Origin of the sequence: Bradyrhizobium sp. Leaf396, assembly GCF_001424605.1 — a bacterium.
Taxonomy (GTDB): Bacteria; Pseudomonadota; Alphaproteobacteria; order Rhizobiales; family Xanthobacteraceae; genus Bradyrhizobium; species Bradyrhizobium japonicum_C.
Genome location: NZ_LMQJ01000035.1, coordinates 1 through 22869, shown reverse-complemented (window position 1 = coordinate 22869; position 22869 = coordinate 1). Strand labels below are relative to the sequence as shown.

Annotated in this window: 19 protein-coding genes; 14 read left to right on the top strand and 5 right to left on the bottom strand. The window is 64.3% G+C overall.

The genetic code is table 11. From position 1 onward, the window contains the following. Positions 1-114: 114 nt before the first annotated feature. The 3 genes from ASG57_RS26560 to ASG57_RS26550 form a co-directional block, all read right to left on the bottom strand. A complete protein-coding gene (locus ASG57_RS26560) occupies positions 115-1302 on the bottom strand; it encodes an acetyl-CoA C-acyltransferase (protein WP_024340578.1) in 1188 nt (395 codons plus the stop codon). Beyond that, positions 1299-2981, bottom strand: coding sequence for a dicarboxylate--CoA ligase PimA (gene pimA / locus ASG57_RS26555; RefSeq protein ID WP_057198248.1), 1683 nt, complete (start codon positions 2979-2981; stop codon positions 1299-1301). The genes ASG57_RS26560 and pimA overlap by 4 nt, the downstream gene beginning before the upstream one ends. A 166-nt stretch (positions 2982-3147) precedes the next feature. Continuing rightward, the gene (locus tag ASG57_RS26550) at positions 3148-5244 is read right to left on the bottom strand and encodes a 3-hydroxyacyl-CoA dehydrogenase NAD-binding domain-containing protein (protein ID WP_024340580.1); all 2097 of its coding nucleotides are present in this window, start codon (positions 5242-5244) and stop codon (positions 3148-3150) included. A gap of 131 nt (positions 5245-5375) precedes the next feature. Here ASG57_RS26550 and ASG57_RS26545 point away from each other — a divergent pair, with 131 nt between their 5' ends. The 10 genes from ASG57_RS26545 (at position 5376) to ASG57_RS26500 (ending at position 16722) form a co-directional block, all read left to right on the top strand. Further along, complete coding sequence (locus ASG57_RS26545) at positions 5376-6242, top strand: IclR family transcriptional regulator (RefSeq protein ID WP_024340581.1); 867 nt, start codon at positions 5376-5378, stop codon at positions 6240-6242. Between the two features lie 66 nt (positions 6243-6308). Beyond that, on the top strand, positions 6309-7106 hold the full coding sequence (locus ASG57_RS26540) for an ABC transporter ATP-binding protein (RefSeq protein WP_024340582.1): 798 nt from the start codon (positions 6309-6311) through the stop codon (positions 7104-7106). Further along, a complete protein-coding gene (locus tag ASG57_RS26535; protein WP_024340583.1) occupies positions 7103-7816 on the top strand; it encodes an ABC transporter ATP-binding protein in 714 nt (237 codons plus the stop codon). The genes ASG57_RS26540 and ASG57_RS26535 overlap by 4 nt, the downstream gene beginning before the upstream one ends. A 13-nt stretch (positions 7817-7829) precedes the next feature. Further along, positions 7830-8708: a branched-chain amino acid ABC transporter permease gene (locus tag ASG57_RS26530; RefSeq protein WP_024340584.1), complete on the top strand. Its 879-nt coding sequence runs from the start codon at positions 7830-7832 to the stop codon at positions 8706-8708. A gap of 2 nt (positions 8709-8710) precedes the next feature. Further along, positions 8711-9730, top strand: coding sequence for a branched-chain amino acid ABC transporter permease (locus tag ASG57_RS26525; RefSeq protein ID WP_024340585.1), 1020 nt, complete (start codon positions 8711-8713; stop codon positions 9728-9730). Between the two features lie 39 nt (positions 9731-9769). After that, positions 9770-11005 carry an ABC transporter substrate-binding protein gene (locus ASG57_RS26520; RefSeq protein WP_024340586.1) on the top strand — a complete coding sequence of 412 codons (1236 nt, stop codon included), beginning with the start codon at positions 9770-9772 and terminating at the stop codon, positions 11003-11005. Between the two features lie 117 nt (positions 11006-11122). Then, positions 11123-12349, top strand: a complete 1227-nt coding sequence (locus tag ASG57_RS26515) for an ABC transporter substrate-binding protein (RefSeq protein ID WP_057198246.1) — start codon at positions 11123-11125, stop codon at positions 12347-12349. A gap of 257 nt (positions 12350-12606) precedes the next feature. Next, positions 12607-13836 carry an ABC transporter substrate-binding protein gene (locus tag ASG57_RS26510; protein WP_024340588.1) on the top strand — a complete coding sequence of 410 codons (1230 nt, stop codon included), beginning with the start codon at positions 12607-12609 and terminating at the stop codon, positions 13834-13836. 178 nt (positions 13837-14014) lie between these two features. Then, positions 14015-15244: an ABC transporter substrate-binding protein gene (locus ASG57_RS26505; protein ID WP_024340589.1), complete on the top strand. Its 1230-nt coding sequence runs from the start codon at positions 14015-14017 to the stop codon at positions 15242-15244. A gap of 194 nt (positions 15245-15438) precedes the next feature. After that, positions 15439-16722, top strand: coding sequence for a glycerate kinase type-2 family protein (locus tag ASG57_RS26500; protein WP_024340590.1), 1284 nt, complete (start codon positions 15439-15441; stop codon positions 16720-16722). A 57-nt stretch (positions 16723-16779) separates the two neighbouring features. Here ASG57_RS26500 and ASG57_RS26495 read toward each other — a convergent pair whose 3' ends face one another. Then, complete coding sequence (locus tag ASG57_RS26495) at positions 16780-17298, bottom strand: MarR family winged helix-turn-helix transcriptional regulator (protein WP_024340591.1); 519 nt, start codon at positions 17296-17298, stop codon at positions 16780-16782. A gap of 174 nt (positions 17299-17472) precedes the next feature. Here ASG57_RS26495 and ASG57_RS26490 point away from each other — a divergent pair, with 174 nt between their 5' ends. From ASG57_RS26490 to ASG57_RS26480, 3 genes are read left to right on the top strand one after another with little or no spacing between them, the layout of a single operon-like run. Beyond that, complete coding sequence (locus ASG57_RS26490; RefSeq protein WP_024340592.1) at positions 17473-18513, top strand: branched-chain amino acid ABC transporter permease; 1041 nt, start codon at positions 17473-17475, stop codon at positions 18511-18513. Positions 18514-18519: 6 nt separating this feature from the next. Continuing rightward, positions 18520-20289 carry a branched-chain amino acid ABC transporter ATP-binding protein/permease gene (locus ASG57_RS37130; RefSeq protein WP_024340593.1) on the top strand — a complete coding sequence of 590 codons (1770 nt, stop codon included), beginning with the start codon at positions 18520-18522 and terminating at the stop codon, positions 20287-20289. Then, positions 20286-21017: an ABC transporter ATP-binding protein gene (locus ASG57_RS26480; RefSeq protein WP_024340594.1), complete on the top strand. Its 732-nt coding sequence runs from the start codon at positions 20286-20288 to the stop codon at positions 21015-21017. The genes ASG57_RS37130 and ASG57_RS26480 overlap by 4 nt, the downstream gene beginning before the upstream one ends. Before the next feature lie 46 nt (positions 21018-21063). On the opposite strand, the gene ASG57_RS26475 is transcribed toward ASG57_RS26480, so the two are convergent. Continuing rightward, positions 21064-21693: a pyridoxamine 5'-phosphate oxidase family protein gene (locus ASG57_RS26475; RefSeq protein WP_024340595.1), complete on the bottom strand. Its 630-nt coding sequence runs from the start codon at positions 21691-21693 to the stop codon at positions 21064-21066. A 120-nt stretch (positions 21694-21813) separates the two neighbouring features. Between ASG57_RS26475 and ASG57_RS26470 the strand changes: the two genes are divergently transcribed. Further along, positions 21814-22698, top strand: a complete 885-nt coding sequence (locus tag ASG57_RS26470; protein ID WP_024340596.1) for a LysR family transcriptional regulator — start codon at positions 21814-21816, stop codon at positions 22696-22698. Positions 22699-22869 lie beyond the last annotated feature (171 nt).

Sequence of the window (22869 nt, the reverse complement as noted above, 5' to 3'; positions counted from 1 at the left end):
TTATTCCCTATTCGTCATTCCGGGGCGCGCGCAGCGCGAACCCGGAATCCGGAGATCGTGGCTCGAGGTTCCGGGTTCATTCGCTGACGCGAATGCCCGGAGCGACGGAGCCCACTACTGCAGCACCTCGAACAGCCCCGCCGCGCCCATGCCGCCGCCGACGCACATGGTGACGACCGCGTACTTGGCCTTGCGGCGGCGGCCTTCGATCAGGGCATGGCCGGTGAGGCGCGCGCCCGACATGCCGTAGGGGTGGCCGACCGAGATCGCGCCGCCGTCGACGTTGATCTTGTCCGGGTCGATGCCGAGCTTGTCGCGGCAATACAGCACCTGCACCGCGAAGGCTTCGTTCAATTCCCAGAGACCGATGTCGTCCACGGTGAGACCGTGGCGCTTGAGCAGGCGCGGCACGGCGAAGACCGGGCCGATGCCCATCTCGTCCGGCTCGCAGCCCGCGGAGACGAAGCCGCGGAAGATGCCGAGCGGCTTGAGGCCGCGCTTCGAGGCTTCCTTGTCGCTCATGATCACGCTGGCGCTGGCGCCGTCGGAGAGCTGGCTGGCATTGCCGGCGGTGATGGTGAAGCCTTCGCCGCGCACGGGCTTGAGGCCGGCGAGGCCTTCGATGGTGGTCTCGGGGCGCGGACCTTCGTCCTGCGACAGCGTGATCTCCTTCATCGACACGGCGCCGCTGGCCTTGTCGGTGACCGCCATCTGCGTGGTGATCGGCGCGATCTCGTCCTTGAACCTGCCGCCCTGCTGCGCAGCGGCCGTGCGGCGCTGGCTCTCCAGCGAATATTCGTCCTGGCGTTCGCGCGAGATGCCGTAGCGCTTGGCGACGACCTCGGCGGTGTCGATCATGGGCATGTAGACCTCGCCCTTGATCTTGAGCAGCGCCGGATCCTGGGCGTGGAAGCCGTTCATCTTGTCGTTCTGCACGAGGCTGATCGACTCGCCGCCGCCGCCGACCGCGATCTCGACGCCGTCGAAGATCACCGAGCGCGCGGCGAGCGCGATCGCCTGCAGGCCCGAGGCGCATTGCCGGTCGATCGTGGTGCCCGCGACGGTGACGGGCAGGCCGGCGCGGAGCAGCGCCTTGCGGGCGATGTTGCCGCCGGTCGCGCCCTGCTGGAGCGCTGCGCCCATCACGACGTCCTCGACCTCCTTCGGATCGATCTTGGCACGTGCGACGGCTTCGCCGATGGCGTGGCCGAGCAGGGTCGCGCCCTCGGTGGCATTGAGCGCGCCGCGATAGGCCTTGCCGATCGGGGTGCGGGCGGTGGAAACGATGACGGCGTCTGTCAAGAACGAACTCCTGATGCGGTTTTGCTGGATTGTGATGGTTTCTGCTGCTGGCGCAATTCGTGCCGCGACAATTTTCCGACCGGCGTGCGCGGCAGATCGTCGACGAACTCGACCGCCGCCGGCAGTTCGTGCTTGCCGAGCTTGCCATTGAGCTGCGCGCGCAGCTCGTCGAGCGAGAACGGCCTTGCGTCGGGCCTCAGCTTGATGAAGGCCTTTGCGGCCTCGCCCCGATACTGGTCGGGGATGCCGAGCACGATGACCTCGTGCACGCCGGGAATGGTGTAGATCGCCTGCTCGATCATCTGCGGATAAACGTTGAAGCCGCCGGAGATGATCATGTCCTTCTTGCGGTCGACGAGGAAGAAATAGCCGTCTTCATCCATGTAGCCGATGTCGCCGGTGAGGAAGCGGCCGTCGATGAACGCGTCCGCCGATCCTTCCGGCTTGTTCCAGTAGCCCCTGGTGACGTTCGGCCCCTTGATGCGGATCTCGCCGACTTCGCCTGGCGGCAGCACCTTTGTCGGATTGTCGAGTGCGACGACGTCGAGCTCGATGCCTGGCAGCATCAGGCCGATCGAGCCGGGCTTGTCCGGCCCCGTGGGCGGATGGCCGGTGCCGGGCGAGCAGGTCTCGGTCATGCCCCAGCCGCTCTTGAGCTTCTTGCCGACCTTGCGTTCGAAGAAGCTCGCGATCTCCACCGGCAGCGGCGCGCCGCCGGAGCCGATCGTGGCGAGGGAAGAGAAGTCGCGCTTGTCGAGGTCCGGCAGCGCGGCGATCGCGATCCACATGGTCGGCACGCCGGGAAAATACGTGGCGCGCTTGATTTCAATGTCGCGCATGACAGCTTCGACGTCGAAGCGCTGGTGCAGCGAGATCAGATGGCCGCGGCTGAGCGAGGACAGGAGCACGACGGTCAGCGCGTAGATGTGGAACAGCGGCAGCACGCAGATCACGCGTTCAATGACCTCACCGCGCGCGGCGCGCGATGGCTTGCCCCAGACGTCGTAGATCGAGACGGCGGAGGTGAGATTGCCGTGGGTCAGCATCGCGCCCTTGGGCAGGCCGGTGGTGCCGCCGGTATATTGCAGCAGCGCGACGTCGTGGGCCGTGACTTGCGGCCATTCCGCCGGCGCGGCGGCGCCCTCGACGAAGGCCTTGAAGGTCACGATGCGGGGATCATCGGGGATCGCCGCCTGCGGCGTGCCGATCCTGCCCCAATGATCGTCCTCGCAGACGACGAGACGATCGATCAGCCCCTTCTCCAGGAATTTCAGCGCGGTCGGCAGCAGCGCCTGGAGGTTCGAGGTGACGAGCAGGCGCGAGCCTGAATCGGAGACCTTGTGGGTCAGCGCGATCTCGCCGTCGAGCGGCGACAGATGCGCGACGCGGGCGCCGGCCTTGAGCGCGCCGAAGAAATTGACGGGATGGTCCGGCGTGTTGCCGAGGAACAGCGCGACGGAAGAGTTCTTGCCGCAACCGGCGCGCAGGAACGCCGCAGCCGCGCGCTCGGCCATCGCGGCAAGCTCGGCATAGGTGATCGGACGATCGCGGAATTCCAGCGCGGTGCGCGGGCCGTACTCGGCGGCAGCTTTCGACAAGAGGTCAGGGAGCGTGCCCTGGACGATTGCGTCGTCCCAACGCACGCCCTCGGGGTAAAACTGTTCGCCGGGATGGGTCATTCTCTGCATCACAATCGGTCGTCATTCCGGGGCGATGCGAAGCATCAAACCCGGAATCCATCAGGCAGCGCACGCAAAGGCGAAATGGATTCCAGGCCCGGCCCTGCGGGCCACCTCCGTTGCGCAATGGCGCAACGGAGAATGACGCCGAGAGTGCAAGCCCCCATCACGCCGCCTTCGATGTCGCCGCCAGCGAGGCGAAGGTCTTGCCCTCCGCCGCGAGCTTCTTCAGCAGCGGCGCAGGCTCGAGGCTGGGGTCGTTGGTCTCCTTGGCGTAGAACGACAGGCGATCGGCGATGTGCTTGAGGCCGACGCTGTCTGCCCAGAACATCGGGCCACCGCGGTAGATCGGCCAGCCATAGCCGTAGAGCCAGACCACGTCGATGTCGGACGGGCGCGCGGCGATGCCCTCTTCGAGGATCTTCGCGCCCTCGTTGATCATCGGATACATCATGCGCTCGAGGATCTCCTCGTCGCTGACGACGCGCTTCTTGCGCCCGAGGCGCAGCAGCGTCTCGTCGATCAGCTTCTCGACCTCGGGGTCGGGCAGCGGCGCGCGAGAGCCGGCTTCGTACTTGTAGTAGCCCTTGCCGGTCTTCTGGCCGAAACGGCCGGCTTCGCACAGCGCGTCCGCGATCTCCGACTTGATCCCGCGGTCCTTGCGCGAGCGCCAGCCGATGTCGAGTCCGGCGAGATCGCCCATCGCGAACGGGCCCATCGGCATGCCGAACTTGGTGACGACGGCGTCGACCTGCTGCGGCAGCGCGCCTTCAAACAGCAGCTTCTCGGCCTGCTTGCCGCGCTGGGCGAGCATGCGGTTGCCGACGAAGCCGTCGCAGACACCGACAACGGCCGGCACCTTGGCGATCTTGCGTGCGATCGTCACCGCCGTGACGAGCGCATCCGGCGCGGTCTTGTCCGCGCGCACGATCTCGCACAGCTTCATGACGTTGGCCGGCGAGAAGAAGTGCATGCCGAGCACGTCCTGCGGACGCTTGGTCGACTTCGCGATCTCGTCGATGTTGAGATACGAGGTGTTGGAAGCGAGCACCGCGCCTTGCTTGGCGTACTGGTCGAGCTTGGCGAACACTTCCTTCTTCACCGCCATGGTCTCGAACACCGCCTCGATCACGAGGTCGGCATCGCCGACATTCTCAATGCCGACCTTGCCGTCGATCAGCGCCATGCGCTTGGCGGGTGCATCGGCCGGAATGCCGCCGCGCGCGGCGGTCGCCTCCCAGTTCTTCTGCATCACGCCCATGCCGCGCTTGAGCTGCTCCTCGCCCGTCTCGATCAGGGTGACGGGAATGCCGGCATTGGCAAAGGACATCGCAATGCCGCCGCCCATGGTGCCGGCGCCAAGGATCGCGACGCGATTGACGGGGCGCGGCTTGGTGCCTTCAGGCACCCCCGCGATCTTGTTGGCCTCGCGCTCGGCGAAGAAGGCGTAGCGCTGCGCCTTGGACTGGTCGCTGGTGACGAGCTTGAGGAAGCCCTCGCGCTCCTTCTTCAGGCCTTCGTCAAAAGGTAGGTCAATGGCGTAGCCGACGGCATCGGCTGCGGCGAACGGCGCCTCCAGGCCACGCGACTTCTTGGTCATGGCGGCGACGGCATTGGTGAAGATCGAGCGGTCGGCCTTGGCGGCCGCGAGCTTGGAATCGTCGTCGCGCAGGCGCCGCAGCGGACGCTTCTCCGCGAGAATCTTGCGCACGAAGGCTTCGCCGCCGGAGGCCGGACCTTCCACGATCTCCTCGATCAAGCCGTTCTTCAGCGCTTCCGCCGCACCGATGGGGTCGCCGCCGACGATCATCTTGACCGCGAGTTCGGGACCGACCGCACGGGGCAGGCGCTGCGTGCCCCCGGCGCCCGGCAGCAGGCCGAGCTTCACCTCGGGCAGACCGAGCTTGGCCTCCTTCACCGCGACGCGGAAATGACAGGCGAGCGCGACCTCCAGACCGCCGCCGAGGGCAGTGCCGTGGATCGCGGCAACGACCGGCTTCGGCGAATTCTCGATCTCGGACAGCACGTCGTTGAGGGCGGGCGGCTTCGGCGGCTTGCCGAATTCAGTGATGTCGGCGCCGGCAATGAAGGTGCGGCCGCCGCAGGTCAGGACGATGCCCTTGATGGCGGGATCGGCGACGGCAGCCTTGATGCACTCGAGGATGCCGCCGCGCACTGCGGCACTCAGCGCGTTGACCGGAGGGCTGTCGACCGTGACGATCCCGACTTCGTCATGACGCTCAAGCTTAACCACTTCGCTCACGGTGTCCCTCCTTGGTAGGGTTATATACTTTTGTCGATTTCGCGCTGCGGAATTTAATTCCGCATCTTGACGGCAGGGTTATTTTGAAGCACGGACGTTGTCAACGACTCCGCGCAAGAAGCAGATCAGGGATGAAGCGTACAGGAAAGAAGACTGCGACCGATCGGAATTTCGTCGTCGCGCTTTCCCGCGGACTGGATGTATTGCGCGCGTTCCACCCCAATGACGGCCTTCTCGGTAATCAGGAGATTGCGGCCCGCACCAATCTGCCCAAGCCAACCGTGTCGCGGCTGACCTACACATTGACCAAGCTCGGTTATCTGACGCCGGTTCCCCGCTTCGAGAAGTACCAGCTCGCACCGGCCGCGATGTCGCTGGGTTACGCGGCGCTGGCCAACCTCGGCGTTCGGCATTTGTCCGAGCCGTTTCGCGAGGAAGTTATGCGCGCGACCGGCGGCGCCGTCGCCGTTGGCGGCCGCGACCGTCACAGCATGATCTATTTCGGGCAGAGCCGCGGCAGTGAGACGGTCGGCGTTCAACTTGACGTCGGCTCGCGCGTGCCCATTGCAACCAGCGCGATGGGCCGCGCCTATTTCTGGGCGCTCGACGACGCGGATCGCGCCGAAGTGTCGCGCATCCTGCGCGAACATTACGGCAGCCGCTGGCCGAAGATGCGCGACGGATTGGAACGTTCCGGCGAGACTGTCGCGAAGTACGGTTTCGCGATTTCGGTCGGCGACTGGCACGACGACATCGGCGCCGCCGGGGTCGCACTCAGGCTTAATGACGGAACCGGCCCTTACGCATTCAATTGCGGCGCGCCGGCATTCCGCTTCACGGAAGAGCGTTTGATCAACGACATTGGACCGCGTCTCGTAGCGATGGTAAGGAACATCGAAGCGGCGCTCGGGGGTTTGATGCCGCATTCAAAAAAAGACATCAGCAAAAAGCTGAAATCAGGAGGGAAAGTTGCGCGTGTGGCTGAGGGGATCAGATAGCGTTTGTCATCATCGGGAGCGGTTCGCATCGCCCCATCGCTCACTGAACGACTTGAGCGAGACGAGATGACGCAGGCTCAACTCGCGCAGGGGGCATCGCCCCTGCTCGCCGTTCGCGACGTCAGCGTCGTGTTTGGCGGCATCGTCGCGCTCAACGGCGTGTCCTTCGACATGCACAAGGGCCAGATCCTCGGCTTGATCGGCCCCAACGGTGCCGGCAAGACGACGCTCTTCAATTGTCTCTCGCGACTGTATCAGCCGTCGTCCGGCGACATCCTGATGGACGGCGTGAGCATCCTGTCGCGGCCGCCGCACCGGATCGCCGAGATCGGCATCGGCCGCACGTTCCAGAACGTGGCGCTGTTTCCGAACCTGTCGGTGATGGACAACGTCCGCGTCGGCGCGCATGCGAAGACCTCCAGTGACATCATCAGCGACTCCTTGAGGCTTGCCTGGGTCCGGCGCAGCGAGACCAGCATCAACAGGAAGGTGCAGGAGATCCTCGCCTACCTCGGCCTCGAGGATGTCGCCCACACCGTCGTGTCCGGCCTGCCGTTCGGCACGCAGAAGCGCGTCGAGCTGGCGCGCGCGCTGGCAGCGGATCCGAAGATCCTGCTGCTCGACGAGCCGGCCGGCGGCCTCAACCACGAGGAAGTCTACGTGCTCGGCGACCTCATCCGCAAAATCCGCAGCGAGCGCCATATGACCGTGCTGCTGGTCGAGCATCACATGGGCCTCGTGATGTCGATCGCCGACCACGTCGTCGCGCTGAATTTCGGCAAGAAGCTCGCGGAAGGCACTCCCGCCCAGGTGCAGGCGGACCCCGACGTCATCAAGGCCTATCTCGGGAGCAAAGATCAATGACGCCACTGCTCAACGTCAAGGACCTGCGCGCCTATTACGGCCAGGTCCAGGCGCTCCACGGCCTGTCGTTCTCGCTCAACGAGGGCTCGCTGACGACGCTGCTGGGTGCCAACGGCGCCGGCAAGACCACCACGCTGCGCGCGATCTGCAACATGGTGCGTTCCACGGGCGGAGTCGAGTTCGAAGGCAAGCCGCTGAACAACCGCTCCACCGAGAGCATCGTGCGGTTCGGCATCGCCCACGTGCCGCAGGGCCGTGGCACCTTCACCAACATGACCGTCGAGGAGAACCTTCAGCTGGGGGCGATCACCCGCAAGGACAGCGCAGGCATCGTCTCCGACATCGAGCGCATGTATGCGCATTTCCCGGTCCTGAAGCAGCGCCACACCCAGCAGGCCGGCACGCTCTCCGGCGGCGAGCAGCAGATGCTCGCGGTCGCCCGCGCCCTGATGCTGCGGCCGCGGCTGATGCTGCTCGACGAGCCGTCCTTCGGCCTCGCGCCGCTCGTCGTGCGCGACCTGTTCGGCATCCTCGGGAAGATCAACCGCGAGGACAAGGTGTCGATCCTCGTGGTCGAGCAGAACGCCCAGCTCGCGCTCGAGCTCGCCGACCAGGCCTATGTGATCGAGACCGGACGCATCGTGATGTCGGGCAACGCCAAGGACATCGCGAACAACGAAGAAATCCGCAAATCCTATCTGGGTTACTGAGGGAGCCGGGGCAATGGAGCTTTTCACCAACCAGGTCCTGGCCGGCATCGCCACGGGCGCGATCTATGCCTGCATGGCCTTGGCCGTCGTCATGATCTATCAGGCCATCGACCATCTCAACTTCGCGCAAGGAGAGATGGCGATGTTCTCGACCTTCATCTCCTGGCAGCTGATGCAGTGGGGCGTATCCTATTGGGCCGCCTTCCTGATGACGCTGGCGTTCTCCTTCGTCGCCGGCATCGCGATCGAGCGCATCCTGTTCAAGCCGCTCGCGAAGGCACCGGTGCTGACCAACGTCGCGGGCTTCATCGCGCTGTTTGCAATCATCAACTCCTCGGCCGGCCTGATCTGGGACTTCACGATCAAGCAGTATCCGACCCCGTTCGGATCCGCACCGTTTCTCGGCAGCCAGCTGATCTCGACGCACCAGGCCGGCATGATCGGCGTCACCGTGGCGCTGCTGCTCGCGCTCTATTTCTTCTTCCAGTACACGCGGATCGGCCTTGCGATGCGCGCTGCCGCGTCGGTGCCTGAATCGGCCCGCCTCGTCGGCATCAACACGAGCTGGATGATCGCGCTCGGCTGGGGCATGGCGACTGCGATCGGCTCGATCGCCGGCATGCTGATCGCTCCTGTGGTGTTCCTCGAGCCCAACATGATGGGCGGCGTGCTGATCTACGGCTTCGCCGCCGCGGTGCTCGGCGGACTGAGCAGCCCGTTCGGCGCCGTGGTCGGCGGCTTCCTTGTCGGTGTTTTCGAGAACCTCGCCGGCACCTACATTCCCGGCGTCGGCAACGAGTTGAAACTCCCGATCGCGCTCGCGCTGATCGTTTCCGTCCTGGTCGTCAAACCCGCTGGCCTGTTCGGCCGGCAAATCGTCAAGCGAGTTTGATCATGAGCGCAGCAGAAGAAGCCATTGCCGAGGGCCACGAGGCGGTCGAGGCGGTTCCGAAGCGGGCCATGACGCTGGGCACCGGCACCTCGCTCGTGGTGCTTGCGGCGCTGCTGGTCGTGCCGATGTTCGTCAAGAACTTCATCATCTTCCAGATGACGATGCTCCTGATCTACGGGCTCGCCGTGCTGGCGTTGAACATCCTGACCGGCGGCTCCGGCCAGTTCTCGCTCGGGCAGAGTGCGTTCTACGCCGTCGGCGCCTACACCTCGGCGGTGCTGATGGAGCACGCCAACATCAACTACGCCCTGACCATTCCGGTGTCCGCCGTGATCTGCTTCGGATTCGGTTACCTGTTCGGCAAGCCGGCGCTGCGGCTGTCGGGCATCTATCTCGCGCTCGCGACCTTCGCGCTCGCGACCGCGATGCCGCAGTTGCTCAAGCTGAACTTCCTCGAGCACTGGACCGGCGGCGTGCAGGGCCTCGTCGTCACCAAGCCGGACGCGCCGTTCGGCCTGCCGATGTCGCAGGACATGTGGCTGTACTATTTCACCCTCGCGGTGACGGTCGCGATCTACATCTTCTCGGTGAACCTGCTGCGCTCCCGCTCCGGCCGCGCCTTCATGGCGATCCGCGACAACGAGATCGCGGCCTCCTCGATGGGCGTCAACGTCGCGCTCTACAAGACACTGGCGTTCGGCGTATCCGCCGGCATCACCGGCGTCGCCGGCTCGCTCGGCGCCATCGCCGTGCAATTCGTCGCGCCCGACAGCTACACCATCACGCTGGCGATCTCGCTGTTCCTCGGCATGGTCGTCGGCGGGGTCGGCTGGCTGCCCGGCTCGTTCGTCGGCGCGGCCTTCATCATCTTCGTGCCCAACATGGCGGAGAGCATCTCCAAGGGCCTCTCCGGCGCGGTGTTCGGCGTGCTGCTGTTCCTCGTCATCTATCTCGTGCCGCATGGCGCAAGGCAGGTTGCGATCTTCGGCCAGCAGCTCGTTGGCAAACTCAGAAAGAACTGAAGACTGTCACCCAGGCGTTCATTCAAGAAGGAGACCCAATTGCTTTTCGAAAAAACACTGCGAGCCGCCGCGCTTGTAACGGCAACGGCGGCCGTCACTCTCACCTCCGGCGCTGCACTCGCCCAAAAAAAATACGACACCGGCGCAAGTGATACCGAGATCAAGATCGGCAACATCATGCCGTACAGCGGTCCGGCGTCGGCCTATGGCATCATCGGCAAGACCGAAGAAGCCTATTTCAGGATGATCAACGACAAGGGCGGCATCAACGGCCGCAAGATCAATTTCGTCACCTATGACGACGGCTATTCGCCGCCCAAGGCCGTCGAGCAGGTTCGCAAGCTGGTCGAAAGCGACGAGGTGCTGGCCGTCTTCAATCCGCTCGGCACGCCCTCGAACACGGCGATTCAGAAGTACCTCAACGCCAAGAAGATCCCGCAGCTCTTCGTGGCCACCGGCGCGACCAAGTGGAACGATCCGAAGAACTTCCCCTGGACCATGGGCTGGCAGCCCTCCTACCAGAGCGAAGCGCAGATCTACGCAAAGTGGCTGATGAAGGAGAAGCCCGACGCCAAGGTCGCGATCCTCTACCAGAACGACGATTTCGGCAAAGACTACCTCAAGGGCACCAAGGACGGTCTCGGCGCCAAGGCCGCCTCCATGATCATCATGGAGGAGAGCTACGAGATTTCCGAGCCGTCGATCGACGGCCACATCGTCAAGATCAAGGCCGCCAATCCCGACGTGCTCCTGATCTACACCACGCCGAAGTTCGCGGCCCAGACCATCAAGAAGACCGCCGAGCTCAACTGGAAGCCGCTCCAGATCCTCACCAACGTGTCGATCTCGGTCGGCAGCGTGATGAAGCCGGCCGGTTTCGAGAACGCGCAGGGCGTGTTGTCGGCTGCCTATGCCAAGGACTCCACCGACCCGCAGTGGGCCAACGATCCCGGCATGAAGAGGTGGCACGAGTTCGTCGACAAGTACATGCCGGGTGCCGACAAGTCCGACACCAGCATGGTCTATGGCTACGGCGCCGCGTCGACCCTCGCCAAGGTGCTGGAAATGTGCGGTGACGATCTCACCCGCGCCAACCTCATGAAGCAGGCCGCGAGCCTGAAGGACTTCGCGCCGGACACCCTGCTGCCCGGCGTCAAGATCAACACCAACCCGACCGACTTCGCCCCGATTGCGCAGCTTCAGATGATGCGCTTCAAGGGCGAGAGGTGGGAACTGTTCGGGGAGATCATCAGCGGCGACATCGCCTCCCAGTGACACGCTGACGGAATGGTCCAATGCCAAGAGCCCCCGCGGGCGACCGCGGGGGCTTTTTGTTGACGACCGGCGTCAATCTTGTTCAATGCGACCGATCCATTCCAGGGCAGGAGAGCAATGGTCGGCGTTCGTTCCCAGGTTGCGTTCCTCTGGGTCGCTCTCGCCCTGTGCACTGCAATGAGCAGCGAGGTGCTGGCGCAGAAGAAATACGACAGCGGCGCTTCCGATACCGAGATCAAGATCGGTAACATCATGCCCTATAGCGGCCCGGCTTCCGGCTACGCCTCGATCGGCAGGACCGAGGCGGCCTATTTCAACAAAGTCAATGCCGAGGGCGGCATCAACGGCCGCAAGATCAAGTTCACCTCTTATGACGACGCCTATACGCCGCCGAAGACGGTCGAGCAGGCGCGCAAGCTGGTCGAGAGCGACGGCGTGCTCTTGATCTTCGGCTCGCTCGGCACCTCCACCAATGGCGCCATCCGCAAGTACATGAACGAGAAGAAGGTGCCGCAATTGTTCGTGGCGAGCGGCGCGTCGAAATGGAACGATCCCAAGCAATATCCCTGGACCATGGGCTGGCAGCCGAACTACGCCAGCGAGGCGCGCATCTATGCCAAGTACATCATGAAGGAGAAGCCAGGCGGAAAGATCGGCGTGCTCTACCAGAACGACGATTTCGGCAAAGACTATCTAAAGGGGTTGAAGGAGGGCCTCGGCGCCAAGGCTTCGATGATCGTGCGGGAAGAAGCCTACGACACTTCCGAGCCCGCAATCGACGAGCGGGTCGTGAAGCTGAAGGCGGCCGGCGCCGACATCTTCATCAGTTTCACCAGCCAGAAATTCGCCGCGCAGGGAATCAAGAAGGCGGCGGAGATCAACTGGCATCCGATGCACATCATCTCCAACGTCTCGGCATCGGTCGGAGGCGTGCTGGAGCCGGCCGGCGTCGAGATTTCGCAAGGCATCCTGTCGGCGACGTACATGAAGGACGGCTCCGACCCGCAGTGGAATGCCGATGAGGGCATGAAGAAGTTCTACAGTTTCCTCGCGCAGTACGAACCCAAGGCCAACAAGCTGGATGCCGGCGTGGTGTACGGCTATGCCGCCGCGCAGACCATGATGAAGGTCCTGCAGATGTGCGGCGACGATCTCACCCGCGAGAACGTCATGAGGCAGGCCGCAAGCCTGAAGGACTTCGAGCCCGATACGCTGCTGCCCGGCATCAAGATCAATACCGCGCCGGACGACTTCGCCCCGATCGAGCAGCTGCAGATGATGCGGTTCAAGGGCCGGAAATGGGAGCTGTTCGGCGATGTCATCTCGAGCGAGATCGGCCATTGAAGCCGCGCAAGGACGCAATTCGAAATAGCTAACAACCCGCAGAACAACTTTTGCGCCATTGAAGGAGGTGCGCCTCTTCTCGCGCGCCGGAATATTCGACGGCCTCACGACAAAGAAACAGCTCGCTGCGACGGCGCCGGCGGGGTGTTTTGCTTGCTGGGCGCCTGAGAAGGGTATTCAATGCGTGTCGGAGCGGCGCGCAACGATCGCTCCCAATCAAGAACACGACACATTCAAACCGACCTAGGGAGATCAAGATGCCTGCAATACGTGTGCGATTGGGGGCCTTCTCGGCTGCCCTCGTGCTGGCTGTCGCCGTTTCCACGACAGCGTCCGCCCAGAAGAAATACGACACCGGCGCATCCGACACCGAAATCAAGATCGGCAACATCATGCCCTACAGCGGACCGGCCTCCGCCTACGGCGTGATCGGCAAGACCGAGGAGGCCTTTTTCCGCAAGGTCAACGCAGAAGGCGGCGTCAACGGCCGCAAGATCAACTTCGTGACCTATGACGATGCCTATTCGCCGCCGAAGACCGTGGAGCAGGCGCGCAAGCTGGTCGAGAGCGACGAGGTGCTGCTGATCTTCAACTCGCTCGGCACGCCGCCAAACTCGGCGATCCAGAAATACATGAACCAGAAGAAGGTGCCGCAGCTGTTCGTCGCCACCGGCGCCACCAAGTGGAACGATCCGCAGAACTTCCCGTGGACGATGGGCTGGCAGCCCAACTACCAGAGCGAGACCATCATCTACGCCAAGTACATCCTGAAGAACAAGCCGGACGCCAAGATCGCGGTGCTCTACCAGAACGACGACTACGGCAAGGACTATCTGAAGGGCTTCAAGGACGGCCTCGGCGCCAAGGCGGCCTCGATGATCGTGATCGAGGACAGCTATGAGGTCTCCGAGCCGACCATCGACTCGCACATCGTGAGACTGAAGGCCACCGGCGCCGACGTGTTCATGAACATCACCACGCCGAAATTCGCGGCGCAGGCGATCAAGAAGAACGCCGAGCTCGGCTGGAAGCCGCTGCATTTCCTCAACAACGTCTCGGGCTCGATCGGCAGCGTGATCAAGCCGGCCGGCTTCGAGAACGCCCAGGGCATCATCTCGTCACAATACTTCAAGGATCCGACCGACGCGCAATGGAAGAACGATCCGGCGATGATCGCCTGGAACGAATTCCTGGATAAGTACTATCCGGAGGCGAACCGAGCCGACGCTTCGGTCATGTACGGCTACATCGTCAGCCAAGGCCTCGTTCACGTGCTCAAGGCCTGCGGTGACAATCTGACGCGCGAGAACATCATGAAGCAGGCCGCCAGCATCAAGGATTTCGAGCCGGCAGGCCTGTTGCCGGGCGTCAAGGTCAACACCTCGGCCACCGATTTCGCCCCCCTCTCGCAGCTCCAGTTGATCCGCTTCAAGGGCGAGCATTGGGAGCGATTCGGCGAGGTTCTGAGCGGCGACGTCGGCGGCTGATCTTAACCAGTCGCTAAAGATGTCGGGTCCAATCGACTAAAGACGCAGCCCCTGCGGCTTTGCCGCAGGGGTTTTCCTTGAAGCTTTCCGGCAAATCGTATTGAATTGCAGCCGCGTCGCCAAAAACAATCAAGCCAAGAAAAGGGACGCACACACCAAGAAGATTAGGGAGATTGGAATGCCTGCTGTTACCGGCAAGCTTGCGGCCGCATCATTGGCGCTCGCGCTCATTGCGACTTCGACATCAACTGCATCGGCCCAGAAGAAATACGATAGCGGCGCGACCGACACCGAGATCAAGATCGGCAACATCATGCCCTACAGCGGACCAGCCTCCGCCTATGGCATCATCGGGCGGACCGAGGCCGCCTATTTCAAGAAGATCAACGACGAGGGCGGCATCAACGGCCGCAAGATCAATTTCATCTCCTATGACGATGCGTACTCGCCGCCGAAGACGGTCGAGCAGGCCCGCAAGCTGGTCGAGAGCGACGAGGTGCTGTTCATCTTCAACTCGCTCGGCACGCCGCCGAACTCGGCGATCCAGAAATACATGAACTCGAAGAAGGTGCCGCAGCTTTTCGTCGCCACCGGCGCCACCAAGTGGAACGATCCGCAGAACTTTCCCTGGACGATGGGCTGGCAGCCCAACTACCAGAGCGAGACACAGATCTACGCCAAGTACATCCTGAAGGAGCTGCCCAACGCCAAGATCGGCGTGCTCTACCAGAACGACGATTACGGCAAGGATTACCTGAAGGGCCTGAAGGACGGCCTCGGCGCCAAGGCCGCAAGCATGATCGTGCTGGAAGAAAGCTACGAGACGTCGGAGCCGACCATCGACAATCACATCGTCAAGCTCAAGGCGACGGGCGCCGACGTCTTCATCAACATCACCACGCCGAAGTTCGCGGCGCAGGCGATCAAGAAGAATGCCGAGATCGGCTGGAAGCCGATCCACTTCCTCAACAACGTCTCCGCCTCGGTCGGAAGCGTGATCAAGCCGGCAGGGTTCGATAACGCGCAGGGCATCATCTCGGCGGCTTACTTAAAGGACACCACCGACGCGCAATGGGCCAATGATGCGGGCATGAAGGCGTTCCTCGACTTCATGACCAAATACTTCCCCGAAGGCGACAAGACCGACGGCGGCACGGTCGTCGGCTACGGCGTCGCGCAGACGCTGGTCCAGGTGCTGAAGAACTGCGGCGACGACCTCACGCGCGCGAACGTGATGAAGCAGGCCGCAAGCCTGAAGGACTTCCGTACCGAGGTGCTGCTGCCCGGCATCAAGATCAACACGTCGCCGACCGACTTCGCCCCGATCAGCTCGCTGCAGCTGCAACGCTTCAAGGGCGAGCGATGGGAGCTGTTCGGCGATGTGATCAACGCCGAAGCCGGCGGCTAGCCGGCGCCCTGAACACATGACGAGAAATCCCCTGCGCCGGCCGCGCAGGGGATTTTTGCTTGCGGGTCTCCGACCACGCGATTGCAGCGGTCCAAATGGTGCACAAGAGGCAGCTTACGCTTTGCCGCGCGATGCGGTAGGCAGATGACGACAACCTCATCGCCGCCGCTTCAGTCTGCTCAAGGCCATCGTCCATGACCGACCGCCGCCCTCTGCTCCGCGCGCTCTATGGCGCCGCCGTGGCCGCCGCCCATCCGAACACAATCCTCGCACCGCATCTGCGTGCCGCGCCCAAGGGACGCGTGATCTGTCTCGCCGCCGGCAAGGGCGCCGGTGCCATGGCCGCGGCGGCCGAGCGGCATTATCTCGACGCGCAGGGGCTGGCGCCGGAGCGGCTGGTCGGCATCGCCACCACGCGCCACGGCTATGGCGTGCCGACGCGCCGCATCCGTGTGGTCGAGGCCGGCCATCCCGTGCCCGACGAAGCCGGCCTGAAGGGCGCGGCCGATACGCTCGCACTGGCGGGCGAGGCCGGTCCTGACGATCTGCTGCTGGTGCTGCTCACCGGCGGCGGCTCGGCAAACTGGATCGCGCCGGTGGACGGCGTCAGCTTTGCGCAGAAGCAGGCGGTGAACAGGGCGCTGCTGCGGTCGGGCGCGCCGATCGGCGAGATGAACATCGTCAGGAAGCATCTGTCGCGCATCAAGGGCGGCCGTCTCGCGCGCGCCGGCAGGAACGCCGCCGAGATCGTCACGCTTGCGATCTCCGACGTGCCGCACGACGATCCTTCCGCGATCGCCTCCGGCCCCACCGTACCGGATCCGACCACGCTGGCGGATGCACGCGCCATCGTCGCGAAGTACAAGCTCGACATCGACGAGGCCGTGCGCCGCGCGCTCGACGATCCCGCCAACGAGAGCTGCAAGCCCGGCGACACGGCCTTTGCGCACGCGCATTTCGAGCTGATCGCGCGGCCCAGGCAATCGCTCGCGGCGGCTGTGAAGCTCGCACGCGAAGCCGGTTACGAGACGATCGACCTCGGTGCCGATCTCGAGGGCGAGGCGCGCGAGGTCGCCGCCGATCACGCCAGGCTGGCGCTTCAGGCCCGCGCGCAGGGCAAGCGCATCGCGATCCTCTCCGGCGGCGAGCTCACGGTGACCGTGCGCGGCAACGGGCGCGGCGGACCGAACCAGGAATACGCGCTGGCACTCGCCGGCCTGTTGCAGGACACGGCGGGCATCGCGGCGCTGGCCGGCGACACCGACGGCGCCGACGGCGGTGCCGGCAACCCCACCGACCCCGCCGGCGCATTGATAGACGCGACGACGTTCGCGAAGATGAAGGCGCAGGGGCTGCAGCCGCAGGCCTATCTCGACGACAACGACGCGACCGCGTTCTTCGAGGCGACAGGCGATCTGCTCACGCCGGGGCCGACACTGACCAACGTGAACGACATCAGGGTGATCTTGGTGGATTGAGGCGCGCCTCAATCTCACCGCGTCACTGCGAGCAACGACGGGAGGTGACAGCCCGCCTCAAAACTCGTTGGCGATCTTCGCGAGCATCCCGATCAGGGCTTCGCGGTTGGCCTGGCCGAGCAGATCGTTCAGCCGGGCCTCGTGCTTGGTGGCGACGAGCTTCTTGGCGCGGGCCAGTACGGCCTTGCCCTTGTCGGTCAAGACCAGGATGTGGGAGCGGCGGTCGTTGGTTGACCGGATCCGCGCGCAAAGGTCGCGGCTCTCCAGATTGTCGAGCATGGCCACGAAGTTCGGCCTGAGAATGCCGAGCGTGGAGGCGATCTCGGTCTGGTTACGGCCGGGATTCTTCTCGACCAGGAGCAGCACCGAAAACTGCGCCGGCGTCAGCTGGAGCGAGGCCATGCAGCGCAAGAAGTTCTCGAACACTTTGAGCTGCGCCCGCTTCAGGACGTAGCCGAGCTGCTCGGAGAGTTCGCCGAGCTGGAGGGCTTCGGCGTGGACGTCGCCCGCATCCTTGCGGCCCTTGGCGTCGGCCGCTTTTTCGGAGGACTTTTCAGCGGTTTTGGAAACGGTCATCGCCTCGTGCTCGTAATCCCGCTAAATTCCGGGACGGGTCGTTCCCCACCCTTGATGTTATATTTGATAATTGTTATGGACCATATCAAATATCGTCAGCGATTTTCAATGGCTGTGAGCGGACCGTCCACCGTAATCGCGAGGACCGGTCCGGATTAGGGGGAGCGTCCGGTCTTGAATACCACCATCATGCTGTTCCTGGTGCAGGACGGCATCACCAATGGCGCCATCTATGCGCTGCTCGGCCTGGCGCTGGTGCTGGTGTTCGCCGTCACCCGCGTGATCCTCATTCCCCAGGGCGAATTCGTCACCTACGGCGCGCTGACCTATGCCTCGCTGGCGGCCGGACAGATGCCGGGCACGGCAAAGCTCGCGCTTGCGCTGGGCATCGGCGCCTTCGCCTTCGACCTGTTCGAGGCGCGCAAGGCGCTGCATGGGCGGCTGATCGTGCGCGGCCTCATCACCAACATCGCGCTGCCGGCCATCGTGCTGGCGCTGACCCTTTACTTCGCCGCGCAGAAGCCGCCGGTGGCGATCTGCATCGCGCTTTCGCTGGTGATCGTGGCCATGATCGGCCTGTACATCTACCGCATCGCCTTCCAGCCGCTGGCGCACACCTCCGTGCTGGTGCTGCTGATTGCGTCCGTCGGCGTCCATCTTGCGCTGCAGGGGCTTGGCCTGTTGTTCTTCGGCGCCGAAGGCCAGCGCGGACCGGCCTTGCTGTCCGGCGCCTTCACCGCCGGCGCGCTGCGCTTCACCGGGCAGAGCATCACCGTCTACGCCATCACCATCGCCTTCATCGTCGGACTCTGGCTGTTCTTCGGCCTCACGCTCTACGGCAAGGCGCTGCGCGCGACTGCCGTTAACCGGCTCGGCGCGCGGCTCGCCGGCATCCGTACCACGTTGTCGGGGCAGATCGCCTTTCTGCTGGCGTCCGTCATCGGCGCACTGTCCGGCATCCTGATCGTGCCGATCACGACGCTCTATTACGACAGCGGCTTCCTGATCGGCCTGAAGGGCTTCGTCGCGGCGATCATCGGCGGCCTGGTCAGCTATCCCCTCACCGCCGTCGCGGCGCTGGTCGTCGGCATCGTCGAGGCGTTCTCGTCCTTCTATGCCTCCAACTACAAGGAGGTGATCGTCTTCATGTTGCTGATCCCCGTGCTGCTGCTGCGCTCGCTCGCCGCGCCCGCGGTCGAGGAAGAGAAGGACTGACGCGCGATGCAAGGCCGGCTTCCCATTCTCGTCTTCGCAGCGGTCATGGCGGCGATCCCGTTCATCCCGGGCATTCCCCCGTTCTGGATCGTGCTGCTCGACAATATCGGCCTTGCCGCGCTGGTCGCGATGGGCCTCGTGCTGCTGACCGGCGTCGGCGGCCTGACCTCCTTCGGGCAGGCGGCCTTTGTCGGCTTCGGCGCCTACACCACAGCGGTGCTGTCGACGGCCTACGGCGTATCGCCGTGGCTGACCCTGCCGCTGTCGCTCCTGGTCAGCGGCCTGTTCGCGGTGCTGCTCGGGCTGATCACCGTCCGCCTCTCCGGCCATTATCTGCCGCTCGGCACGATCGCCTGGGGGCTGGGTCTGTTCTATCTCTTCAGCAAGCTGGAGTTCCTGGGGAGGAACGACGGCATCTCGGCGATCCCGCCGCTGTCGATCGGCTCGCTCAAGATGCTCTCGCCCGGCTCGATCTACTACGCGATCTGGATCGCCGTGATCGTTTCGGCGCTGCTGACGATCAACCTGCTGGACTCCCGCACCGGCCGCGCCATCCGCGCGCTCAGGCGCGGCCACATTGCGGCGGAAGCCTTCGGCGTGCACACGCCGCGCGCAAAGCTCCTGGTGTTCATCCATGCCGCCGTGCTCGCCGGTCTTTCGGGCTGGCTCTATGCCCACCTGCAGCGCGCGGTGAACCCGACGCCGTTCGGCGCGCATATGGGCATCGAATATCTCTTCATCGCGGTGGTGGGCGGCGCCGGCTATGTCTGGGGCGGCGTGCTGGGCGCGGCGATCGTCGTGATCCTGAAAGAGGCGCTGCAAAGCTATCTGCCGCTGATCCTGCCCGGCTCCGGCCAGGTCGAGACCATCGTGTTCGGCATCATGCTGGTGGCGCTGCTTCAGTTCGCGCCCGGCGGCCTCTGGCCCTGGCTGATGTCGTTCTTCCCGGAGCGCACCGGTGGCAAGAAGCCCGACACCTCGCTGAAGCTGGAACATCGCGCCCGCGCGGCTGCCGAGTCCGGCGTGCTGCTCCAGGTCGAGAAAGCACGCAAGCAGTTCGGCGGCGTGGTGGCGGTCAACAACGTGTCGTTCGACGTCCAGGCCCGCGAGATCGTCGCGCTGATCGGCCCGAACGGCGCCGGCAAGAGCACCACATTCAACCTGATCACGGGCGTGCTGTCGGCAACCTCGGGCTCGATCTCGGTGCTCGGCAAGAAGGTCGACAACGCGCCGCCGCAGGAGATCGTCAAGCTCGGCATCAGCAGGACCTTCCAGCACGTCAAGCTCGTGCCCGACATGACCGTGCTGGAGAACGTCGCGATCGGCGCGCATCTGCGCGGCCATTCCGGCCCTGTCGCCTCGATGTTGCGGCTCGACCGCGCTGACGAGGCCAGGCTGCTCGCCGAAGCCGCGCGCCAGATCGAACGCGTCGGGCTCACCGAGCAGATGCATCAGCTCGCCGGCAGCCTCTCGCTCGGCCAGCAGCGCATCGTCGAGATCGCCCGCGCGCTGTGTGTGGATCCGATGTTGCTGTTGCTCGACGAGCCGGCCGCGGGCCTCCGTCACATGGAGAAGCAGCGGCTCGCAACGCTGCTGCGTGACTTGCGCGACGGCGGCATGAGCGTGCTGCTGGTCGAGCACGACATGAGCTTCGTCATGAACCTCGCCGACCGCATCGTGGTGCTCGATTTCGGCACCAAGATCGCGGAAGGCACGCCCGCCACGATCAAGACCAACCCCGAAGTGATCAAGGCCTATCTCGGAGTGGCGGCATGAGCGCACTGTTGTCCGTATCCGACGCCCACGTCGCCTATGGCAAGGTCGAAGCCGTGCGCTCGGTCTCGCTCGAGGTCGGCACCAACGAGATCGTCACGATTGTCGGCGCCAACGGCGCCGGCAAGACCACGCTGCTCTCCGCCATCATGGGCATTCTGCCGCTGAAGGGCCGCGTCGCCTTTGCCGGCCAGGATCTCGCCCAGCTCGACATCGAGGACCGCGTCGCGATGGGCCTCGGTCTCGTCCCCGAGCACCGCGAGTTGTTCGTGACGATGAATGTCGAGGACAACCTCGAGCTGGGAGCCTTCCGGATCGAGCGGAGCAAGGCCAAAGCCTCGATGGAACGCGTCTACGCGCTGTTCCCACGGCTGAAGGAGCGCCGCAAGCAGCTCGCCGGCACACTCTCCGGCGGCGAGCAGCAGATGCTCGCGATGGGCCGCGCGCTGATGGGGGAGCCGAAGCTCCTGATGCTGGACGAGCCGAGCCTCGGCCTTGCCCCGATCATCGTCGCCGACATCTTCCGGATCGTCACCGAACTGCGCGCCGCCGGCGTCTCCGTGCTGCTGGTCGAGCAGAACGCGCAGGCTGCGCTCAAGATCGCAGACCAGGCCTATGTGATGGAGCTCGGCGAGTTCGTGCTCAGCGGCAAGGCCAGCGACATCGCGGCGAACGAACGGGTGGCGGCGAGCTATCTCGGCTTCCAGCACGAAGGCGAGAGTGCAGTCTAACTCTTCTTACCCTCCCCCTCGGGGGGAGAGTAAGCGAGCCGCGTGCTTACGAAGTTGCCGCCTTCGCCCCCTTCAGCGCCGCCACCTCAGCCTCCAGCTCCGCGATCCTCGCATCTCTCGCCGCCAGCGCCGCCGCCACGTCTGCGGCATCGAACTTCTGCGGGATGTGCTGCGGGCAGTTGGTGTCCCAGGCCACGATCTTGAACAGAATTACCTGCTCGGGTCGCGCACGGTAGCCTTTCGGCATCAGCGACGTCGTGAGCGCCTCATCGTCCTCGACGATGCGCGCGTCGCCCCAGATCTTCACGCGACGGCGATGGGCGTAGTCCATCACGAAGATATACGCCCTGGGATTCTCCGACAGATTGCCTTGGGTGATGAACTGCTGGTTGCCGGCATAGTCGGCAAAGGCGAGCGTCTGCTTGTCCAACACCTTGAGAAACCCTTTCGGACCGCCGCGGTGCTGGATATAGGGCTGGCCGTCCGCCGCGGCCGTTGCGAAATAGATGCTGTTGGCGTCCGCCAGAAAGGCTGCGAGGTTATCGTCGACCTCGGTGCGCCAGCCGCGCTGCTCGCTGCGAGCATAGGCTTCGCGCGAGCCTTTTCGCGCCTGGATTGCCTTCACCGCCGGTGAGAAGGCGATGTCACTCGCAAAGGCGTGGGCTGCTGTCGTCATCGGAACGTCTCCTGAAATTCCGGCGCATTCCTGCGTCTGTGGCAGCTAAGATGGACCCACGAGCGCATAAAACAATCTCACCACTTGACACTTCATCATTGCGCTATATGCAATAATGCCATGGACCGCCTCGAAGCCATGCACGTCTTCGTCACCGTGGCCGATCTGCGCGGCTTTGCGCCGGCGGCGCGCAAGCTGCGGCTGTCGCCTTCGGCGGTGACGCGGATGATCGCAGGCCTGGAGGAGCATCTCGGCGCGCGGCTGTTGCAGCGGACCACCCGGCAGGTGCGGTTGACCGACGTCGGCACCCGCTACCTGGAACGCGCCCGGCGCATCCTGGCCGACGTCGAGGAGGCCGACGGCTCGGCGCGCCAAGAACGCAACCGGCCGAGCGGACGGTTGGTGGTGTCGGCGCCGGTCGGCTTCGGCCGGCTGCATGTCGGACCGGTCATGACCGCCTATCTCAAGCGTTACCCCGAGGTTACCTGCGAATTGCGGCTCTCCGACCATCTCGTCAACCTGGTGGAGGACGCCGTCGATGTCGCGGTGCGGATCGGCCATCTCGCCGATTCCTCGCTCGTTGCGCGTCAGGTGGGGCAGATGCGGCGGATCGTGGTGGCCGCACCCGGCTATCTCAAGCGCCATGGCGAGCCGAAGACGCCGGACGCTCTATGCGAGCACCAGACGATCCAGTTCGGCCCCTGGTCCGAGTGGCGCTTCCTGCAAGACGGCCGCGATATCGAAGTAACACCGAGCCCGCGCTTTACCAGCAACAGTGCCGACGCGGCGCTGCAATATGCCGAAGCCGGCGGCGGCGTGACCCGCGTGCTGGCGTACCAGGCCGCCGAGGGCCTGAAGCGCGGACGGCTTAGGATCGTGCTCGCGAATTACGAACAGCCGGCGCTGCCGATCCATATCGTTTATCCGACCTCGCGCCTGCTCTCCGCCAAGGTGCGCGCGTTCATCGATCTCGTGGTGGAGACGACGGACTGGAGGTTTGGGTGACGGTTGCCGTCGTGGCCGGGCTTGTTCCGGCCATCCACGCGCCTCCACACGTGCAGGCCCGAAGACGAGGGATGTCTGAACTTCCTCCGAATGAGTGGACACCTGTAGTAGGCTCGTTGAGCCTGGAGGTGTTGAATGGAACGTGCACGTCGGTCGTTTACTGAAGAGTAC